Annotated in this window: 14 protein-coding genes; 13 read left to right on the top strand and 1 reads right to left on the bottom strand. The window is 43.1% G+C overall.

Translation table 11 applies throughout. The annotated features are described in order from the left end of the window. The first annotated feature begins 1 nt into the window (after window position 1). The 13 genes from AAH582_RS17425 to AAH582_RS17365 all read left to right on the top strand — a co-directional run bounded on the left by AAH582_RS17425 (window position 2) and on the right by AAH582_RS17365 (window position 18,391). Window positions 2–1,852 (top strand): RagB/SusD family nutrient uptake outer membrane protein, encoded by a 1,851-nt coding sequence (locus tag AAH582_RS17425; protein ID WP_343319113.1) that lies wholly within the window; start codon window positions 2–4, stop codon window positions 1,850–1,852. 12 nt (window positions 1,853–1,864) lie between these two features. Beyond that, window positions 1,865–2,542, top strand: coding sequence for a DUF3823 domain-containing protein (locus AAH582_RS17420; protein ID WP_046675306.1), 678 nt, complete (start codon window positions 1,865–1,867; stop codon window positions 2,540–2,542). 123 nt (window positions 2,543–2,665) lie between these two features. Continuing rightward, window positions 2,666–4,579 carry a family 43 glycosylhydrolase gene (locus tag AAH582_RS17415; protein ID WP_343319111.1) on the top strand — a complete coding sequence of 638 codons (1,914 nt, stop codon included), beginning with the start codon at window positions 2,666–2,668 and terminating at the stop codon, window positions 4,577–4,579. A 26-nt stretch (window positions 4,580–4,605) separates the two neighbouring features. Next, window positions 4,606–7,104 carry a sugar-binding domain-containing protein gene (locus AAH582_RS17410; protein ID WP_343319109.1) on the top strand — a complete coding sequence of 833 codons (2,499 nt, stop codon included), beginning with the start codon at window positions 4,606–4,608 and terminating at the stop codon, window positions 7,102–7,104. Between the two features lie 249 nt (window positions 7,105–7,353). Next, entirely contained in the window at window positions 7,354–8,145 is a 792-nt protein-coding gene (locus AAH582_RS17405; protein WP_343319107.1) for an alpha/beta hydrolase, read from the top strand. A 125-nt stretch (window positions 8,146–8,270) separates the two neighbouring features. Then, on the top strand, window positions 8,271–10,121 hold the full coding sequence (locus AAH582_RS17400; protein WP_343319105.1) for an FAD-dependent oxidoreductase: 1,851 nt from the start codon (window positions 8,271–8,273) through the stop codon (window positions 10,119–10,121). Between the two features lie 24 nt (window positions 10,122–10,145). Beyond that, a complete protein-coding gene (locus AAH582_RS17395) occupies window positions 10,146–11,573 on the top strand; it encodes a DUF5009 domain-containing protein (RefSeq protein ID WP_343319103.1) in 1,428 nt (475 codons plus the stop codon). 1 nt (window position 11,574) lies between these two features. Then, a complete protein-coding gene (locus AAH582_RS17390) occupies window positions 11,575–12,891 on the top strand; it encodes an MFS transporter (protein WP_201638927.1) in 1,317 nt (438 codons plus the stop codon). Between the two features lie 5 nt (window positions 12,892–12,896). Then, window positions 12,897–13,586, top strand: a complete 690-nt coding sequence (locus AAH582_RS17385; RefSeq protein ID WP_343319100.1) for a GDSL-type esterase/lipase family protein — start codon at window positions 12,897–12,899, stop codon at window positions 13,584–13,586. Further along, the gene (locus AAH582_RS17380) at window positions 13,583–14,302 is read left to right on the top strand and encodes a GDSL-type esterase/lipase family protein (RefSeq protein WP_053003838.1); all 720 of its coding nucleotides are present in this window, start codon (window positions 13,583–13,585) and stop codon (window positions 14,300–14,302) included. Before AAH582_RS17385 ends, AAH582_RS17380 begins: the two co-directional genes overlap by 4 nt. Continuing rightward, on the top strand, window positions 14,299–15,237 hold the full coding sequence (locus AAH582_RS17375) for a DUF4434 domain-containing protein (protein WP_343319099.1): 939 nt from the start codon (window positions 14,299–14,301) through the stop codon (window positions 15,235–15,237). Before AAH582_RS17380 ends, AAH582_RS17375 begins: the two co-directional genes overlap by 4 nt. A gap of 135 nt (window positions 15,238–15,372) precedes the next feature. Next, window positions 15,373–16,539, top strand: a complete 1,167-nt coding sequence (locus AAH582_RS17370; RefSeq protein ID WP_343319098.1) for an AGE family epimerase/isomerase — start codon at window positions 15,373–15,375, stop codon at window positions 16,537–16,539. 10 nt (window positions 16,540–16,549) lie between these two features. Beyond that, the gene (locus tag AAH582_RS17365) at window positions 16,550–18,391 is read left to right on the top strand and encodes a carbon starvation CstA family protein (protein ID WP_343319097.1); all 1,842 of its coding nucleotides are present in this window, start codon (window positions 16,550–16,552) and stop codon (window positions 18,389–18,391) included. 39 nt (window positions 18,392–18,430) lie between these two features. On the opposite strand, the gene AAH582_RS17360 is transcribed toward AAH582_RS17365, so the two are convergent. Further along, the gene (locus AAH582_RS17360) at window positions 18,431–19,660 is read right to left on the bottom strand and encodes an ROK family protein (RefSeq protein WP_197084111.1); all 1,230 of its coding nucleotides are present in this window, start codon (window positions 19,658–19,660) and stop codon (window positions 18,431–18,433) included. Between the last annotated feature and the right edge of the window lie 153 nt (window positions 19,661–19,813).

Raw genomic sequence — 19,813 nt, 5'->3', positions numbered from 1 at the left:
CATGAAACTACGATTTAAACTTACCTACATAGGCGTTGCTTTATTGACCTTATCCTCGTTGAGCAGCTGCAGTCACGACGATTGGTTTGACCGGGATTCAAAATCATTGATTACCGATGCACAGCTTTGGAATGATCCGAAACTATTGACTTCACTCGTCGCCAATTATTACGATAGAATGCCAACGTTACATGGTGTTTTCAATACAGGAGGAATGACCGAATTGGATGATGCGATGTGGTCGGGACATCGCGATCAAAACTGGCGTAACGATTACCAATTTGGCGACGACTACGGTCGCTATTGGGACTATGGACTTATTCGGGATCTGAATCTTTCCCTAGAAAATATCGATCAGTTCAGTACACAATTGTCTGATGCACAACGCAAGCAGTATAAAGCCGAATTACGCTTCATCCGCGCTTTTGTTTACTTCGAACTCGTCAAACGCATGGGGGGCGTTCCGATTGTCACTACCCAACTTATCTATGACTTTAGCGGCGATCCAACACCATTGCAGGTGGCACGTGCCAAAGAGTATGAAGTCTACGATTTTATTTACAAAGAACTGGAAGAGATCAAGGAAGATCTCGCCGTCTATAATGCCAGTAAGACCAGGGCCAACAAGTATACGGCATTAGCTTTGGAAAGTCGGGCAATGCTTTATGCGGCATCCATCGCGAAATATAATAATCTGATGGCCTCACCGATAACGACTGCAGGGGGAGAAGTGGGAATTCCTGCCAACATGGCTACTGGGTATTATACCAAGTCGCTGGCTGCCTCCAAGGAAATTATGAACGGTCCCTATGCGCTTTACAATGAGAATGCCGATAAAGGTGCCAATTTTTATGATATGCTCAATAAGAAAACTGGTGCTGAGGTCATCTTTGCAAAGGATTTTGTAACGAGTTTAAAAGTTCACCGCTTTGCTTATGACAATATCGTCAGAAGTCTGACCGAAGACAATGAGTCGTCATCGACGATTTCGCCATCGTTGAGCCTTGTGGAAAGTTTTGATTACTTAGATGGTAGCAAAGGTACACTACATGATAAAAACGGCGCAGGAAATTACGTAGCCTACCAAAATATCAACGATATTTTTGCAAATAAAGATGCCCGTTTGTTTGGAACGGTGATTTATCCGGGAACTTCATTCCGCGGACGCGCTGTAAGTATTCAGGCTGGAGTGGCAACTTGGGGGGCAAATGGAGCCTACCAGTTTACTGCAGCACCACAACTGGGACAAAATTATGCGAGTGGTGGTTTGTGGACCGGCTTTGATGGACCGCTTTATGATGCACAGGATGTAAGCAACACCGGTTTCTATATCCGTAAATTTGTCAGTGATGCGCCGGCAGCCAGTACACGCGGTACATCAGCTGCTAACTGGTGGCCGTGGTTTCGTCTGGGGGAAATTTATCTCAATGCGTCAGAAGCTGCATTTGAGTTGGGACAGACTGTAGACGCAAGAATCTATGTCAATAAGTTACGGGAAAGAGCAGGATTCCCGGCCAATAGCATCAGTAACCTAACGATGGATATTATCCGAAATGAACGCCGTGTCGAACTTGCCTTCGAAGATCATCGTTACTATGATCTTAAAAGGTGGCGTATTGCACATTTGGTGTGGGACGGATCTGAAAATGATCCCAACGCGGTTGTATATGGACTATATGCTTATCGTGTCGTGCGTCCAGGGCATGCCGATGACGGTAAGTATATCTATGAACGGGTAAGACCCGCGCGTTTCAGAAAGGCACGCTTTTTCCGTATGGCCAATTATTATGCGTCCATTAGTCAGGATGTCATCAATAAAAATCCTAAAATAGTTAGAAATCCATTCCATTAATCTAATTGAACCATGAAAATAAAATTTTTAAGCTTATTGATAGCTTTTGCAAGTCTTCTCGTTGTAGGTTGCGAATATGATAATTTTGAAGCTCCAAAATCAACCCTTTCAGGACGCGTTGTTTATGAGGGGAAGGCGATTGGCGTTCGGAATAACGGCCCTCAATTGGAATTATGGCAGGATGGGTACCCGCTTCGCTCAGCAATACCCGTATATTTTGATCAGGACGGCTCTTTTTCTGTTAGTCTTTTTGATGGCGAATACAAATTGGTGCGGAAAGGAGATTCACCATGGCTGCAACAGGCAACTGATACGGTTTTGGTACAAGTGAAGGGCAATACGACCATTGATGTACCTGTAACACCCTATTTTACGGTGACAAACGAGTCTTTTCAAAAAAATAATAACAGTATTTCGGCTAACTTTACGGTGAACAGAATAGTAGGTACGGCAAATTTGGAGTTTGTGCGTCTTTACCTCGGTAAATCTGTCTTGACAGATCAGGTACAACGCGAGCTACGTGTGGACGCCAATTTGGCTAACGTTGCTTTCGGTCAACCGACGAGGATTGTCGGAGAGTTGCCGGACAATTTGAAAAACCTCGATTATGTGTTTGCCCGAATAGGGGTGAAAGCTACGGTATCGGGAGAGTACTACTATACTGCCGTTCAAAAAATAGCTTTAAAATAGGTACTGACGACAAGTTAAATGGTCAGATTACGAAGCCACGGGATCAAATCCCGTGGCTTTTAGAGATGCAAAAATGTATAGACGCGAAAATAAGCCAATGCTTATTTCTTCAACTAAATCTTCATGAAAAAAAACAGAATTTCAATCTTAGTTACCTTATTTTTAATACATGCTACATGCGGTGTTTTTGCACAGGTTTATCGCAGCGGACCTACCGAGAAAGATTTTGCAGGTTACTTATTTGCCTATTTCAAAGGGAATGCTGTTGTAGACGAAGCTGTTTGTTTTGCGATCAGCACAGATGGCTATACCTATCGCGCGTTGAATGACAATCAGCCTATCCTGGATTCGAAGATAATCAGTAAAACCGGCGGTGTACGTGATCCGCATATTCTCCGTGGCGAAGATGGAAAAACATTTTATATGGTGCTCACCGACATGACTTCCTCCAAAGGCTGGGATTCTAATCGGGGTTTGATCCTGCTAAAATCCGAAGACCTTGTCCATTGGTCCCATCAGGCAATCGATATACAGCAGCGTTTCAAAGGTCAGGAAGCGTTGAAAAGAGTATGGGCGCCCCAGACTATATTTGACCCTTCCGTGGACAAATATATGGTGTACTGGTCCATGCAGCACGGAAATGGTCCAGATATCATCTACTATGCTTATGCAAACAAGGACTTTACAGATTTTGAAACCGAACCTAACGTGCTGTTTCTTCCAAAAAATGGTAAATCCTGTATCGATGGCGATATTATTTCAAAGAACGGTTTATTCTACCTTTTTTACAAGACCGAAGGACATGGAAATGGCATTAAGCTGGCGATAACCGATTCCCTGACTTCGGGTAAGTGGATTGAACAACCGGGCTATAAACAACAGACCAATGATGCTGTGGAAGGATCCAGTGTCTTTAAACTCAATCAGTCGGACAAATATATCCTGATGTATGATGTCTATGGTAAGGGGAAGTATCAATTCTGCACCTCTGAAGACCTTGATCGTTTTAAAGTAATCGACCATCAAATTGACATGGATTTTCATCCACGGCATGGGACCATCATTCCTATTTCAAGACAAGAAATTCTGGATTTGACCACCAAATGGGGGAAACCCAAAGATATGGAATTCACATTCAGAAAGAATCCAGTATTGGATGGCTTTTATGCCGATCCGGATGTCCTCTATTCCAACAAAACAAAGAAATACTATATCTATCCAACGAGTGATGGCTTTGACGGTTGGGGTGGTTATTATTTTAAAACTTTTTCTTCCACAGATCTAAGTCATTGGAAAGATGAGGGTGTGATTTTGGATCTGAAAAAAGATGTTGCTTGGGGGCCTCGACATGCATGGGCACCTACAATTACGGAAAAGAAAATCAAGAACGATTATAAGTACTATTATTACTTTACAGCGGCCCAAAAGATTGGTGTTGCGGTGGCCGATTTGCCAACAGGCCCATTTAAAGATTCAGGTAAACCCTTGATCGATTTCAAACCAAATGGTGTAAAAGGAGGGCAGGAAATTGACCCTGCAGTGTTTAACGATCCGAAATCGGGAAAAAGCTACCTGTATTGGGGAAATGGCTACCTGGCTGTTGCTGAACTCAATAAGGATATGATCTCGATTAAAAGAAATACAATCAAAGTGTTAACACCCGACAAGACTTTCCGGGAAGGCGCCTATGTTGTCTACCGAAAAGGTCTTTATTATTTCTTTTGGTCGGAGGATGACACCCGAAGTGAAAATTATCGGGTACGTTATGGAACCGCGACTTCTCCAGATGGACCGATCACTGTTCCTGAAAATAATTTAGTCTTGCAAAAGGATCCTACCCAAGGAATTTATGGTACAGGACATAATTCTATTTTGCAGATTCCAGGTAAAGATGAATGGTATATTGTATATCATCGTTTTAATTATCCCAAAGGTATCGATATGGGCGATGCTGCTGGGTTTAATCGAGAGGTGTGCATGGACCGGTTATTTTTTGATGATCAGGGCCATGTATTGCCTGTCGTTCCTACACTTTAATCACTAAACCTTATGCATATAGTACAATGAAAAAAATAATAAGAAATCTGGCCGTTTTAGCTGTGTCAAGTTATTTGGGTATGAATAGCTTATATGCACAGCCCGGATTTGGTATCGCCGAACGTGTGAATTCGGATTGGCGTTTCCATTTGGGCGATATTGAAGGACAGGCAGGCGCTGAAAAGAATCGCGCAGGCTGGCAGCCCATTAGTTTGCCCCATGATTGGAGCGTAAAATATCCACTGAGCCCAACGCTCGCCAGTGCGACGGGCTATTTACCGGGCGGCATTGGCTGGTATCGAAAACAACTGACCATACCAGTGGAAGATCAGGGGAAAAGGTTGTTTCTATATTTTGAGGGGGTTTACAACCGAAGCGAAGTTTTTGTCAATGGTAAATCGGTTGGAAAGCGGCCCAATGGCTACGTTTCCTTTTCGTACGATATCACACCATACATTGAGTTTGGAAAGGAAAATACCATCGTTGTTAAGGTCGACCATAGTAAAAGCGCCGATTCAAGATGGTATACAGGATCAGGAATCTATCGCGATGTATGGCTTGTAAAGGCGAATACGCTGCATATCGATCAATGGGGAGTCTATGCATATCCAGAACTAAGACAAGGAAAAGGAATTTTAAATACAGAAGTAGCCCTTGTCAACAGTATGCAAGTTGCTGCCCCGATTAAAGTGGAACAGGAGCTGCTTGATCCAACAGGAAAGGTGGTTGCCAAAAAGTCGCAGAAAGTGCAGGTCGGGGCCGCGGATAAGGCAACTGTAACACAGCAATTGGCAGTATCGAATCCATCGTTGTGGAGTTTGGATCAACCCACACAATATACCCTGCGGACCATCGTAAGCCAAAATGGAAAGCGGGTTGATCAGTCAGAGGTGAAAACAGGTTTTAGGGCCTTTACATTTGATCCGAACAAGGGCTTTGCCTTAAACAATTCTTGGATGAAAGTCAAAGGCGTTTGTTTGCATCACGACGCTGGGGTATTGGGAGCTGAAATGTATACTGAAGTATGGCGCCGCCGACTGCTCACCTTAAAATCTTTGGGGGTTAATGCCATTCGAACCAGTCATAATCCGCAGGCATCATCACTTTATGCTTTATGTGATGAGCTCGGTTTACTTGTTATGGACGAAGCCTTCGACGAGTGGGAGTACCCGAAGAGGAAATGGTTACAGGGATGGAATGTCGGGACACCGGGTTTTGAGGGATCATACGACTTTTTTGAATCCTGGGGAGAGCAGGATCTGGCCGATATGGTCAAAAGAGACCGCAATCACCTTTCGATCTTCGCCTGGAGCATAGGCAACGAAGTGGATTATCCAAATGACCCTTATTCACATCCTGTCCTTAACGGCGAGAAGAAGGAAGGTGGTTTCACACAGGCCTCGTATGGTGGTTACAAAAAGGATGCACCAGATGCGATGCGATTGGGAGATATCGCCAAACGCTTGGTAGCGGTTGTAAAAAAATATGATAAAAGCAGGGCTGTTACAGCAGGGCTTGCTGGGGTAGCGATGTCGAATGAAACAGCCTATCCGGGAGCGCTTGATATTGCTGGATACAATTATACTGAAAGTCGTTATCAGCAGGATCATCAGCGCTATCCAGCACGGGTAATTTTTGGAAGCGAGAATCGACATGATCTTCCAGCATGGCTTGCGGTACGTGACAACAACCATATATTTGGCCAATTTTTGTGGACAGGTATTGACTATCTCGGAGAGTCGGGGCGTTGGCCTTCACGTGGATTTTATTCAGGACTGCTGGATTTCGCAGGTTTTATCAAGCCGCGAGGCTATTACCGTCAATCACTGTGGTTGGATAAACCGATGGCTTACTTGGGTACTTATCCATTGCAGGGAGGTGCCGCAGCCACAGATGTTTGGTCTGCATTGGAATCTGAACAGGGGCAACGGAAAAATGAGGCACCTTCCATGGACGCCTGGCCAGTCTGGAACTACCAAGAGGGCCAGCAGATCAGGGTGGTCTGTTATACCAATAGTGCTAGCGCGCGCTTAGAATTGGATGCTCAAGTGGTGGGCGAAAAGAAAAACTACGATCAGAAAACAGGGATCATCTTTTGGGACATTCCTTATAAAGCAGGAAAGCTAGAGGTTGTGGGTTTGGATGCGAATGGCAAGGAGGTCGTTCGGCATGCGATTCAATCCAGCGAGAGACCCGCAGTTATTCAAGCTGTCATGTTGGGTAATCAGCAAGTCGAAGCTGGTGGAGTGATCCAGATTGCTTTGAAGATCCTGGATGAAAAGGGCGTTCCTGTCGTTATTTCGGAGGATGAAATCACCTGTGATATCGTGGGAAATGCGCGTCTACTTGGAATGGAAGCTGGAAATAATGCCGATATGGGCGATTATACGGACAAGAAGCAGCGCGTTTATCACGGAAAGATGATCACTTATGTTCAGGCTTTGGGTAAATCTGGAGAAACGGTCGATGTACGTTTTACCGCACCTTGGTTGAAAACAGCAACGGTAAAATGCCGGATAAAATAAAGAATAAATAAGGTTTACGAAATAAGTAAGTCAATTCATTACCAGGTGTTTCATCTTGGGAATAAAAAGAGCATTGGAAAAACCTTCCATGCTCTTTTTTATTTCAACGGTCTATCCGTAATTACTTCGTTATAAAATACCGTAATAAAGTAGTATTAAATAAAAAAAATTATTAAATACTTTTTTTATTATAAATTTTATTATTAATTTAGCTTCACTATAAATCTAAAGACTGACTCAATTATACCAATGCGTTTAATCATATGCCTTTTATGTGTGGTCGGCAGCATGTTGGCCAAAGGACAAAAGCTTTATACCTTACAGTCTGCTCATCTTTCTGGAGTAGATTCTGGCTACGTTTATACACCAAAGATGAAGCCGGGCAACCATGCCTTACCTGTTGTATATGTGTTGCATAGCCATGGGGCAAATTATAAAAGCCTGTCAAGATTTATCGATTTTCAGGCATTGAGCGATCAATATGGCTTTGTCGTTGTATGCCCTGATGGTCTTGGTACGAGCTGGTTTTTAGACAGTCCACAAAAAGGCAGAGCACAATTTGGTCGATTTTTGACAGGGGAATTAATGCCTTACATACAGGATAAATATCATACGGATCGGGACAACTCATTTATTACGGGTGTGAGCATGGGGGGGCATGGTGCACTTTGGCTCTTTTTTAACTATCCATCTTTTTTTAAGAGTGCCGGTAGCAGTTCGGGAGTTGTCAATCTGAGACATTCGGCTTTCAAGAAGACAAGTCTAGCACAACATTTAGGGCAATACAGCGATCAAAATCCATTATTCGATCGTTTTAGTGCCATTCATAATGTCCATAAGATCGTAGGGACTGAAAAGACATTTATTTTTGATTGTGGTACTGAAGATTACCTATATGGGGCCAATAAGTCCCTTCGGGATAGCTGTGATGTACTCAAGATCAAAGCCACTTATATTGCTCAGCCCGGCGCTCATACCTCTGGCTATTGGGCTAAAACCATTCCGGTTCATTTCGCTTATTTTAATCGTCTGATCCATTAATCGATAACCTATGTTTTATTCACCTTATACTGATCCTTTAGTCCGACAACAAAACCGTGTATCTCTGGTTCTTACGTCGGTATTTGGCGCGTATTTTTCAAATTATTTACTGCAATTAACCTCATATGAATTGGTTTAAATCTTTTTTTTCTATTTTATTGGTTTCTGTCACGCTCTCCTCGCAGGGGCAGGCTGTTGCTTCATACGATGTCTTGATTGCTGGGGGAGGCGCAAGCGGTGTTTCTGCGGCTTTGCAGGCTGCCCGTTTGGGAAGTAAGGTCCTTGTGGTGGAAGAGACAAGCTGGTTGGGTGGTATGCTCACTGCCGCTGGGGTCTCCGCTATTGACGGTAACCATCGTATGCCTTCGGGAATATGGGGCGAATTTAGGGCAGAGCTTTATGCCTATTATGGTGGTCCAAAGGCCGTGGAAACAGGCTGGGTAAGCAATACGCTATTTGAACCTTCGGTCGGTAACCGTTTGCTAAAAAAGATGGTTGGAGCCGAAAAAAATATTGACGTTTGGTATAAAAGTACCCTTTTAGACCTGAAAAAACAGGCTAAAGGCTGGACCGTTGCCATTGAACAGGAAGGAAAAAAGAAAACCGTAAACGCTTCTATTTTAGTCGATGCGACGGAATTGGGTGATCTCTTGCCGCGTGCGGATGTTGCTTACAGCATCGGTATGGATAGCCGCTACGATACGAAAGAAGAATTTGCCCCCGAAAAGGCCAATTCAATAATTCAAGACCTTACTTATGTCGCTATTCTGAAAGACTATGGTGCTGATCCAAAGAGATTGCTAAAGAAACCTCAGGGTTATGATCCTAAAGAATTTGAACATGCCTGTGATGTTAAAGATCCTGCTTCACACAGTGATACGCCTATCATCAATTGTGATCAAATGATTACCTATGGGAAATTGCCGAATGGAAAATACATGATAAACTGGCCTAAAGATGGAAATGATATCTACCTGAATATTATCGAAATGTCGCCAAAGGCGAGGGCTTTGGAGTTGCAAAAGGCGAAAGATCATACCTTACGTTTTGTATATCATCTTCAAAATCAGCTTGGTTTTAAAAACTTGGGGCTTGCCGATGATGAATATGATACGGCCGATAAACTTCCCTTTATTGCTTATCATCGCGAGTCTAGACGCGCTAAGGGCTTGGTACAGTTGACATTGCCTTATCTGCAGCGTCCTTATGAGCAGGAGCTGCCCTTATACCGCACTGGTGGGATAGTAGGCGACTATACCATCGACCATCATCACCTGAAGAACCCGGATGCACCCAAAATCGATTTTGTTAAGATTCGGGTACCTTCTTATAATGTGCCCCTTGGAAGTTTGATTCCTGAGAAAGTAACGGATTTTATCGTTGCTGAAAAAAGCATCAGTGTGAGCAATATTGTGGCTGGAGCCACCCGCCTTCAGCCAGTGGTATTGGGTGTTGGTCAAGCTGCCGGAGTACTTGCAGCGCTGTCCGCAAAACAAGGTGTAAGCCCCAAAGAACTTTCGTTGCGACAAGTGCAACAAGTACTTTTGGATAATCATGCCTATCTCATGCCCTTTATAGATGTTGATCCAAAAGATAGCCTTTTTCAGGTAATCCAACGTATTGGAGCAACAGGTATTCTTAAAGGCAGAGGTGTGCCATACAAATGGGCCAATCAGACCTGGTTCTATCCCGAACACCGTATAAGCGAAGTGGATCTGATCGATGGTATGCGTAGTTATTATCCAGCGGCCGATAAAGTCGCTGGCTCGGGTGCCGATGTGACCGCAGGATTTTTTGCGGCTCTATTGCTCCAAGTCGATCCCACTTTGGATAAAGATAAAATCTGGTCCGTCATTGCAGCAAAAGAAAATCAAGTGTTAACAAGGGCTCAAGTGGCGGTTGTGTTGGATGATATCCTAAAGCCGTTTGAACGGCCAGTGGATTTTACCGGCCAATTTATAACAACAAAAAATTGATTTCCTAACGCATAGAAAAACGAGATGATACCAATTTTACCAAATTCCACAGCGACTCCACAGCAGCGAAACGATAGTTTAGATGTGCTGCGAGGAATTGCCATCCTTTTAATGGTGCTTTCATCGAGCATTTCATTTGGAAACCTTCCTGCTTGGATGTACCATGCACAGGTGCCACCGCCCAAACATGTATTTGATCCCAGTATAGCGGGTATAACCTGGGTAGATCTGGTTTTTCCGATTTTCCTTTTTACGATGGGGGCGGCCATCCCATTGGCTATGCGGAAAAAAGTGGCTAACCTAAACGCTTGGCGTATTGTCAGTACAATTTTTAAGCGTTTTGTTGCCTTATTCTTTTTCGCCTTATTTTCTTTTTATATGCGCGCTTGGGTTATGAGTGGTGAGCCTGCTGCGTCGCAGTATCTCTTGTCAATTGTGGGGTTTGTCCTGCTCTTTGCACTCTATGCCGATTTAACGTCCTATTTGCCGATGCGGACCGCGAGACTTGTTCACGTAGCGGCCCTGTTGCTATCTGTAGGGATGCTGTATCTGCTGTATGCACAAACGGATAGATTTACCCTCCAGAAGACAGATATTATTATTCTGGTACTGGCCAATATGGCTTTGTTTGGAACACTGTGGTGGTGGCTGACGGCGAAATCCATGTGGTTACGTATGGCGATTTTACCATTTATTATGGGCGTTTTTTTGGGCGCGAAAGAAGTCGGTAGTATCAACGAATTTATCTACAAACTCAGCCCTGCGACTTGGCTTTATCAATTTTATTACCTCAAATACCTCTTTATTATCCTTCCGGCTACAGTTGTCGGCGAGTGGATTATTGCTGATAGGTCGTTGGCCGACAAACCCAAGATGCGGCGGTCTCAACTAGCGTTACAAGGTTCGCTCTGTGCCATTCTCATTGGGCTGAATGTCTTCAATCTCTATATGCGTTATCTCGATATCAATATCGGACTTACCCTGATGTTGATCTTTTCACTATGCTTCTGTTCAGATGTTTTTCGGAAGGGCGAAGTACTGACACTACAGGCAAAAATGGCTGTGCTCGGAAGCTATCTGCTTTTTTTAGGACTGATCTTCGAAGCGTATGAGGGTGGAGTAAAAAAGGATTATTCCACATACAGCTATTATTTTGTCTCTACGGGCTTAGCCTGTTATGCGCTAACAATGTTGTGTTGTATCGAGAAACTTGCTTTTGGAAAATCGCTGTTTCGAGGTATAGCACTGGTTGGTAAAAATCCGATGGTCGCCTATACCGCAGGAAATCTAGTGTTGATCCCACTTTTGGCGCTTACGGGACTACAGAGCGCTCTTGATGAGATGGGGGCACAGGGTGTTTTTGGGGGAGTGATGCGAGGTGTATTATTCACTGGAATCGTGGCGCTGTTGACGATCGTGAGCAGCCGGTTAAAACTTTATTGGAAGTCATAAAATGAATGAATTATTAGAACAAACGATGGAGCTTCGCAAAGGGCGTAAGGCACTTCCGCCTATTTTTTGGATCTCCACAACATGGTTTGCCATGGGGCTACCTTTTGTTGCCCTTTCGGGTGCGAGCTCCATTATGTATAAAAATTTGGGGGTATCGGACGCAAAGATTGCTTTTTGGACCTCTTTGATTATGCTGCCCTGGACAATAAAACCTTTATGGGGTCCTTTTTTGGAGCTGTATAAGACCAAGAAATTTTTTGTCTATACCACGCAGCTGCTCACGGGACTACTCTTTGGTCTGCTTGGTCTTACGCTGCAGTTGGATCATTTCTTTAGCTTCTCCATTGCCTTATTGACCCTGATTGCATTTAGTGGTTCCACACATGATACCGCAGCCGACGGGGTATATTTGAATGAACTGAATGCAAAACAACAGGCAAAATATGTCGGCTGGCAGGGTGCCTTCTATAATGTGGCCAAAGTGTTTTCTGGAGGCGTACTCGTTTATTTGGCGGGGCAATTGGAGCAGGAAATCGGCATTAAATCCGCGTGGATGGTGGTGATGTTTGCTTATGGATTTATTATGTTGGCGATTGGATTGTACAGTATACGTGCTTTACCTGCTCACCACGAAGCTCCCAAATCCACTTCTTTAAAGGAGGGGATGGATACGCTTAAAGACGTTATCATAACATTTTTTCAGAAAAAGAATATTTGGTTTAGTTTACTTTTTATTGTCTTTTATCGTTTTGCTGAAGGGCAGGCCATTAAGATCACTCCGTTATTTTTTAAAGCACAACGTACCGAAGGTGGGCTTGGCCTGAGTACTTCGGAAATTGGATTGCTTTATGGTGTATTTGGTGCCATAGCTTTTGTGTTGGGGTCGATTGTCGCAGGGCATTTTGTATCCAAAAAGGGCTTAGACCGCAGGACACTTATGATCCTTTGTGCCTTCTTTAATATTCCATTTGTAGCTTATGCCTTTCTTGCGATCACATTGCCGACAAACCTTTATCTCATAGCTACTGCTGTCGCCATCGAGTACTTTGGATATGGTTTTGGCTTTATCGGAATTATTCTTTTTATCATGCAAAATATTGCCCCAGGTAAATATAAGATGGCACACTACGCTTTCGGAAGTGGACTTGTTAATCTGGGATTTATGATTCCTTCGATGATCAGCGGCTGGCTGAGTGATCATTTGGGCTATCAAGAATTTTTTATCTGGGTGTTGATTTCTACTATTCCGGCCTTTTTGGTTTCCTGGTGGGTGCCATTGCGAAAACCCGAAAAAGAGCATACCGACGAAAATAATTAATGCATATGAACATACTTTCTTATAGGAACTGGAAGGCCTTATGGTTGCCTTTTTTTTTACCGGCATTGACTTTAGCGCAATCAAAGGGCATTGATTCTACGTTTGATAATCAGCATTATCGCGCAAGGCTTGAGTTTTTTAAAGCGATGCCCAACCAGAAGGACGAAATCGTTTTCCTTGGTAATAGCATTACCGAAGGTGGAAAATGGCAAGAAATCCTCCAACGTAAGCATGTGATCAATCGGGGGATTAGCGGTGATGTGACTTACGGTATTTTAGCACGACTAGACGAGATATTAGCGTCCAGACCACGAAAAATATTTCTGCTCTGTGGGGTGAACGACATGAAAAGAGGAATACCGCTTTCCATTATTTCAACGAATATAGAAAGGATAATAAAGCAGGTTAAAAAGCAGTCGCCAAATACAGCGCTTTTTGTGCAGGGAATTCTGCCTGTGAATGAAGCTTTACTGCCAAAAATCTATGAAGAGGTTCGGAATGACAAGATCGTGCTACTGAACAATGCGTTGAAAGAATTGTGTAAGGCACATCAAGTTCGTTTTGTAGACTTACAGCCGATATTGGCGGACGGTAATGGGGAACTAAAAGCTGAGCTAACAATTGATGGTTTACATCTGAAGCAGGCCAGCTATTTGATCTGGGCCAATTATTTAAAACAGCAAAAACTATTATGAGATCATTGGAATTTTTTAAGGTGTATCGTATTTTCCAAGGTTGCTTCCTAATTGGAATATATCTATCGGTATTTTCCCAGCCCCTCTCAGCTCAGGAGATTAAAATAGATAGCAGTTACGCCAACTGGTATTATCAACAACGAATGGCCTATTTCGAACAAAGTCCAACCATTAAAGGAGCAATCGTGTTTTTGGGAAACAGTATTACTGAACGGGCAGAATGGCAGGAATTGCTTGCAGATTTAAGATATCCTGTACTGAACAGGGGGATAGGCGGAGATAATTCGTTTGGGATTCTTGCGCGTATCGATGAGGTGTTGCGCGGACGTCCGCGGGCAATTTTTCTGATGGATGGCATTAATGACCAATTCAGAAAGCTTCCGCAGGAAGTGTCGGTCAATAACTACAAGCGTATCATTAAACGAATAAAAAAGATCTCACCAAAGACCCTTATCTATCTTCAGAGTGCTTTACCAATCAATGAAGAACTCACAAAAGAGCCCTATACAAAAGATAGAAATGTGCTGGTTCCAATCTTAAATGAAAAACTAAGACAGCTTGCAGCAGATGAAAATATTCCATTTGTCGACCTCTGTCCACTTTTTCAGGACAATGAGGGAAAACTTAACGCAGTTTATTCTGCTGATGGTATCCATCTGATACCAAGTGCCTACATAAAATGGGTACAATTATTAAAAGAAAAGAAATATTTATGAGAATTACAGGGACATTTATTGACGAGATTTCCCACGATATTCCGCACCAAAATTGGGGCCCGGAAGAGTGGGATCGGGATTTTGCATATATGAAGGCAATTGGTATAGACACTGTTATTATGATTCGCAGTGGCTATCGTAAATTTATAACCTATCCATCAGCTTATCTGATGGACAAATATGGCTGTTTTAAACCATCGTTGGATCTTGTAGCGCTTTATCTGCAGCTTGCAGATAAGTATGAGATGAAATTCTATTTTGGACTTTATGACAGCGGTATTTATTGGGAGACAGGAGATCTGAGTCACGAAATCGATGCCAATCAATATGTAATTGAAGAGGTCTGGGCTAAATATGGGCATTATAAAAGCTTCGGTGGATGGTATATCAGTACGGAAATCAGCCGTAAAACGAAAGGGGCTGTTCATGCTTTTCGTACACTTGGTTTACAGTGCAAAGCCGTCAGTGGGGGCTTGCCGACATTCATATCGCCCTGGATTGATGGGAAAAAAGCCGTGCTTGCTGCTTCTCCAGAGCTTAGTAAAGCCGATGCAGTTTCGGTATTGGAACACGAACGGGAATGGGGCGAAATTTTTGAAGGTATACAAGGAGCTGTCGACGCAGTGGCCTTTCAGGATGGACACATTGATTACGATGAGCTTCCCGATTTCTTTGAGGTCAATAAGAAATTGGCTGATAAATATGGTATGGCCTGTTGGACGAATGCCGAATCTTTCGACCGGGATATGCCGATCAAATTTCTTCCGATCAAGTTTGATAAACTAAGGCTAAAACTTGAAGCTGCAGCGAAGGCTGGTTATGATAAGGCTATTACTTTCGAATTTTCTCACTTTATGAGTCCGCAATCCGCTTATTTACAGGCAGGACACCTTTACAATCGGTACCGAGAATATGCACTGAACTACAATTGGTGATAGGGATCGCGTGTTTACAGCACGCGAAATGACGACAAAAGCAATCTCGAAGAAGTCAGAGAACAAGAAATAGCATTATTGATAAGAGTAGGCCAGAGATTTTAAATGGCCTTTAAAGAGCAAATTCATTTATATATGAATCATTACAGTACAATTTATAAAGACGAATTATTTAATCATATTCTTCCTTTCTGGACGGAGCATTCGCTCGATAGGGAGTATGGTGGCTATTTTACCTGTCTGGATAGAAGAGGTGGAGTTTTTGACACGGATAAGTTTATGTGGCTGCAGGGGCGGCAAGTTTGGCTCTTTTCGAGTATTTACAACAAAATTGAAACACGGTCATCCTGGTTGGATATTGCAGTTCATGGTGCCAGCTTTATGGAAAAACATGGACGTGACGAAGAGGGGAACTGGTATTTTTCACTTGATCGGCAAGGGAAGGCACTTGTGCAGCCCTATAATATTTTTTCCGATTGCTTTGCTGCTATGGGATTTGGTGCCCTGTATACAGCAACTCAGGAGCAGCGTTACGCGGAAATTGCTCAAGATACCTTTCATAATATATTGAAACGTCGAACACATACGAAGGGGATATACGATAAGGCTGTTCCAGGGGTACGTCCATCAAAGAATTTTGCTTTACCTATGATCTTGAGCAATCTCTCCATCGAACTGGAGCATTTATTGAAACCTAATCTGGTGCAGGAATTGATTGAGGATATCGTGGTCGAGGTAATGGATGTGTTTTATAAAGAGGAGCAGGGGCTTGTCTTTGAAAATGTAAGTCCCAATGGTTCATTGCTGGATAGTTTTGAAGGAAGATTGCTCAATCCGGGACATGCGATAGAAGCCATGTGGTTTATGATGGATCTGGGAGAAAGACTGCAGCGACCAGCGTTGATTGAAAAAGCCATGCATATTGGTCTTCGTATGTTGGAGCATGGATGGGATGAAAAATATGGAGGTATATTCTACTTTATGGATGCGCAGGGTAAACCAACCCAGCAGTTGGAATGGGACCAGAAGTTATGGTGGGTGCACTGTGAAACACTGGTCTGTATGGCGAAAGCCTGGGTACTGACGGGTAATGAAGAGGCTAAACGTTGGTTTGAACGAGTTCATGAATATACCTGGACACATTTTAGGGACCCCGAACATGGCGAATGGTTTGGCTACCTCAATCGAAGAGGTGAGGTATTACTCGATCTCAAAGGCGGAAAATGGAAGGGATGCTTTCATGTGCCTCGTGCCTTATGGAAGGTATATGAGGTGTTTGAAAAAGCAAAAATAATCGTGTAACTTAATTGCTATGGATGCTCTCAATGGAATAAATGCGTTGACCTTAGTTTTCGCAGCGATATTGATCTTTGCGATCGCGTATCGTTTTTATGGCTTATTTATAGCAAATAAGCTGCTCAGGTTGAATGGAAGTCGCCAGACACCAGCGGTGGAGTTTGCTGATGGACATGATTATGTGAAAACCGATAAAAAAGTGTTGTTTGGCCATCACTTTGCGGCTATCGCGGCGGCAGGGCCACTGGTTGGTCCAGTACTCGCGGCACAGTTTGGTTATTTGCCGGGCGCCATGTGGATATTAATTGGTTGTGTATTAGGTGGCGGTGTGCACGATATGGTCGTGCTTTTCGCTTCTGTACGACATAAAGGAGAAAGTTTGGCAACCATTGCCTCGAAGGAAGTTAGTAAACCCATTGGTGCTATTGCTGGTATTGCCGTACTTTTCATCTTGATCCTAACGTTGGCCGGATTATCGCTGGCCTGCATTAGTGCCATGCACGAGGCACCATGGTCTTTATTTACGATTGTACTGACAATGCCCATTGCTATTTTCATGGGCTTGATGATGCGCTATCGGGAGGGCTCGGTGACCTTGGCGAGTATCATTGGCGGTATCTTGCTTATTGCAGGTATTATAGCTGGTCATCACCTGATGCAGCTTCCGACTTTTCACGCACTTTTCAACTGGGATGTGAAGACGATCTCTATCGGTATTGCTGTATATGGTTTCTTCGCTTCGGTATTGCCCATCTGGCTATTATTGGTTCCGAGAGATTACCTTTCGACCTATCTCAAAATAGGTACAATTATTATGCTGACGGTAGGGATATTTTTTGTTGCACCAACAATTCAGATGCCCGCCCTGACCTCATTTATCCATGGTGGCGGACCCGTAATTTCAGGACCTGTCTTGCCCTTTATCTTTATTGTGATTGCCTGCGGAGCCATATCAGGGTTCCACGCTATTATCGCAACCGGGACGACACCCAAAATGATCGGTAATGAACGCGAGATCTTGTTTGTGGGATATGGCGCCATGCTTGTTGAAGGCTTTGTTGCCTTGATGGCATTGATTGCAGCTTGTACGTTGATGCCCGGTGATTATTTTGCAATTAATACGCCCGTAGCCGATTATGCACAGTTTCTAGCGCAGCACCCCCATCTTTCAGCTGTGGATTTACCGCATTTTATAGACAGAATAGGTGTAGATCTGCACGGTCGGACGGGCGGCGCAGTGTCGTTGGCTGTAGGGATGGCTCATATCTTCGATAATGTTCCCTTTATGAACGATATAATGGCCTATTGGTATAATTTCGCTATCATGTTTGAAGCGGTCTTTATTCTTACAGCGATTGATGCAGGTACCCGTGTGGGACGTTTTTTTCTACAGGAAATGCTAGGAACTGTTTTCCCTAAATTTAGCGATAAAAACTGGAAACCAGGTGTATGGATTTGCAGTGCCCTGTTTACGTTCTCTTGGGGATATTTGGTTTATACCGGTAACGTAAGTAGCATTTGGCCATTATTTGGTATTAGCAATCAGCTCTTGGCAGCCTGTGGTCTGATAGTATGTACAACGATGCTCATCCGGATGAATAGACGAAAATATGTCTTGTTTGCAGCCGTTCCCGGTGTCTTTATGGCCGTGATTACATTTTGGGCCGGCTATCTTCAGGTGGTACAAGGATATGTGCCTAAAGGACAGTACCTACTGGCGGGCTTGGCCGTAGCTGCGATGTCATTGATGGCGATTGTATTTATCGGAACGTTTAAGAAGTGGATACATCTTGCACAACGGAAAGAGCAGGTGAAAGATCGATATGGAGAGGTTGTGAAGGAAATTGTGGAAAGATAAAGTAGCGCGTGGATTTCCGTGAAATCCACGTCTTATGTCTTAATCGATAATAGAAAGCAGACGGTCCCGAATGAGAAGGCAGGCTCCAAAGGCTGCAAGTTTTTCTCCATTATTTGAATAAGCAAGTTTGGTATCCTTGTTAACAATAGACAATGAAAACTTATTGACAGCATTCTTCAGCGGTAACATCAGGTATTCCTCACTTTTGGCTAAAATTCCACCGACGATGATGATTTCTGGATTGAAAATGTTGATCAATGTAGCAAGTCCACGACCTAATTTTTCCCCAAGTTCATTGATTAACTCAATAGCGAGATTGTCATCTTTTTTTGCAGCATGGATAATATCGCCCAGCCGAATATCTTCCAGATCATTAAATTTTTTTGTCAGTATGCTCGTTGCACCATTTTGCAGTGCTGCTATTACACGGTTTCTAAGTGCAAAACCAGATGCTTCCGTTTCGAGGCATCCCTTTTTTCCGCAGCGACAGATAATATCGTTGTCAAAAATTGGAATATGTCCAAATTCACCCGAGAAACCCGATTTCCCATAATAGATCTTTCCGTTGATCAAAATGCCCAATCCGATACCATTGTCCACATTGACAAAAAGTGCATCTTTCTCGTCTTTTAAAATTCCGCTGGAAAATTCCCCATAGGCAAGCGCCTTACTATCGTTTTCAAGATAGGTACGTAATTGCAGCTCCTGTTCGAAATATTTCGATAAAGGATCTTCATAAAAATTAAAATAACTGTAGGAATAACCTGTTCGATAGTTGATACGGCCAGAAAGATTGATACCTACCCCCAATATTTTGTCTTTCTGAATCTGATGGGTGGCAATAAACTGATTGATCTCCCGGCATATATTCTGGAGTGATTCCTGATTATTCTCCAAACGATGTGGAATTTCCTCCTGACTGGCAATAATGTCTTTTTTCATATTCATGACCACAATACTGAGATGATCATGGCTCACCTGCACGCCGACAAAAAATGCGGCATTCGGAAGTAGACCGTAGGAATTTGGTTTTCTACCAATTCCCGAAGTCGATTTTCCATTGTCCTGTACCAATGCATCTTCGATGAGTTCATTGATGCATTCGTTGATCTTGGGAATGCTAATGTTGAATTCCTTGCTCAACTCAGGAATGGTCGAGGGGCCTTTGGTCGCAAAAAAGGTTAAAATTTCCTTTTTAAGTAAAATGTTTTTATACGCTACACCGCTATAGCTCGCATCATGTAAATCACTCAAAAATTTTATGCCCATAACTTGGTTACGTTAACTTTTGGGTAAATATAGTAAATATCTCATCATCTTAAATTATGTTTATGTTTTTTCTTCTTTAGTCTATTTGAATTAATAAAAAAAATTAGAAATAATTTGAATATTTAAAATTTTATTTCTTATTTAGTGTTGTAT

The organism is Sphingobacterium multivorum, assembly GCF_039511225.1.
GTDB lineage: Bacteria > Bacteroidota > Bacteroidia > Sphingobacteriales > Sphingobacteriaceae > Sphingobacterium.
This window is presented reverse-complemented; position numbering and strand designations above follow the sequence as displayed.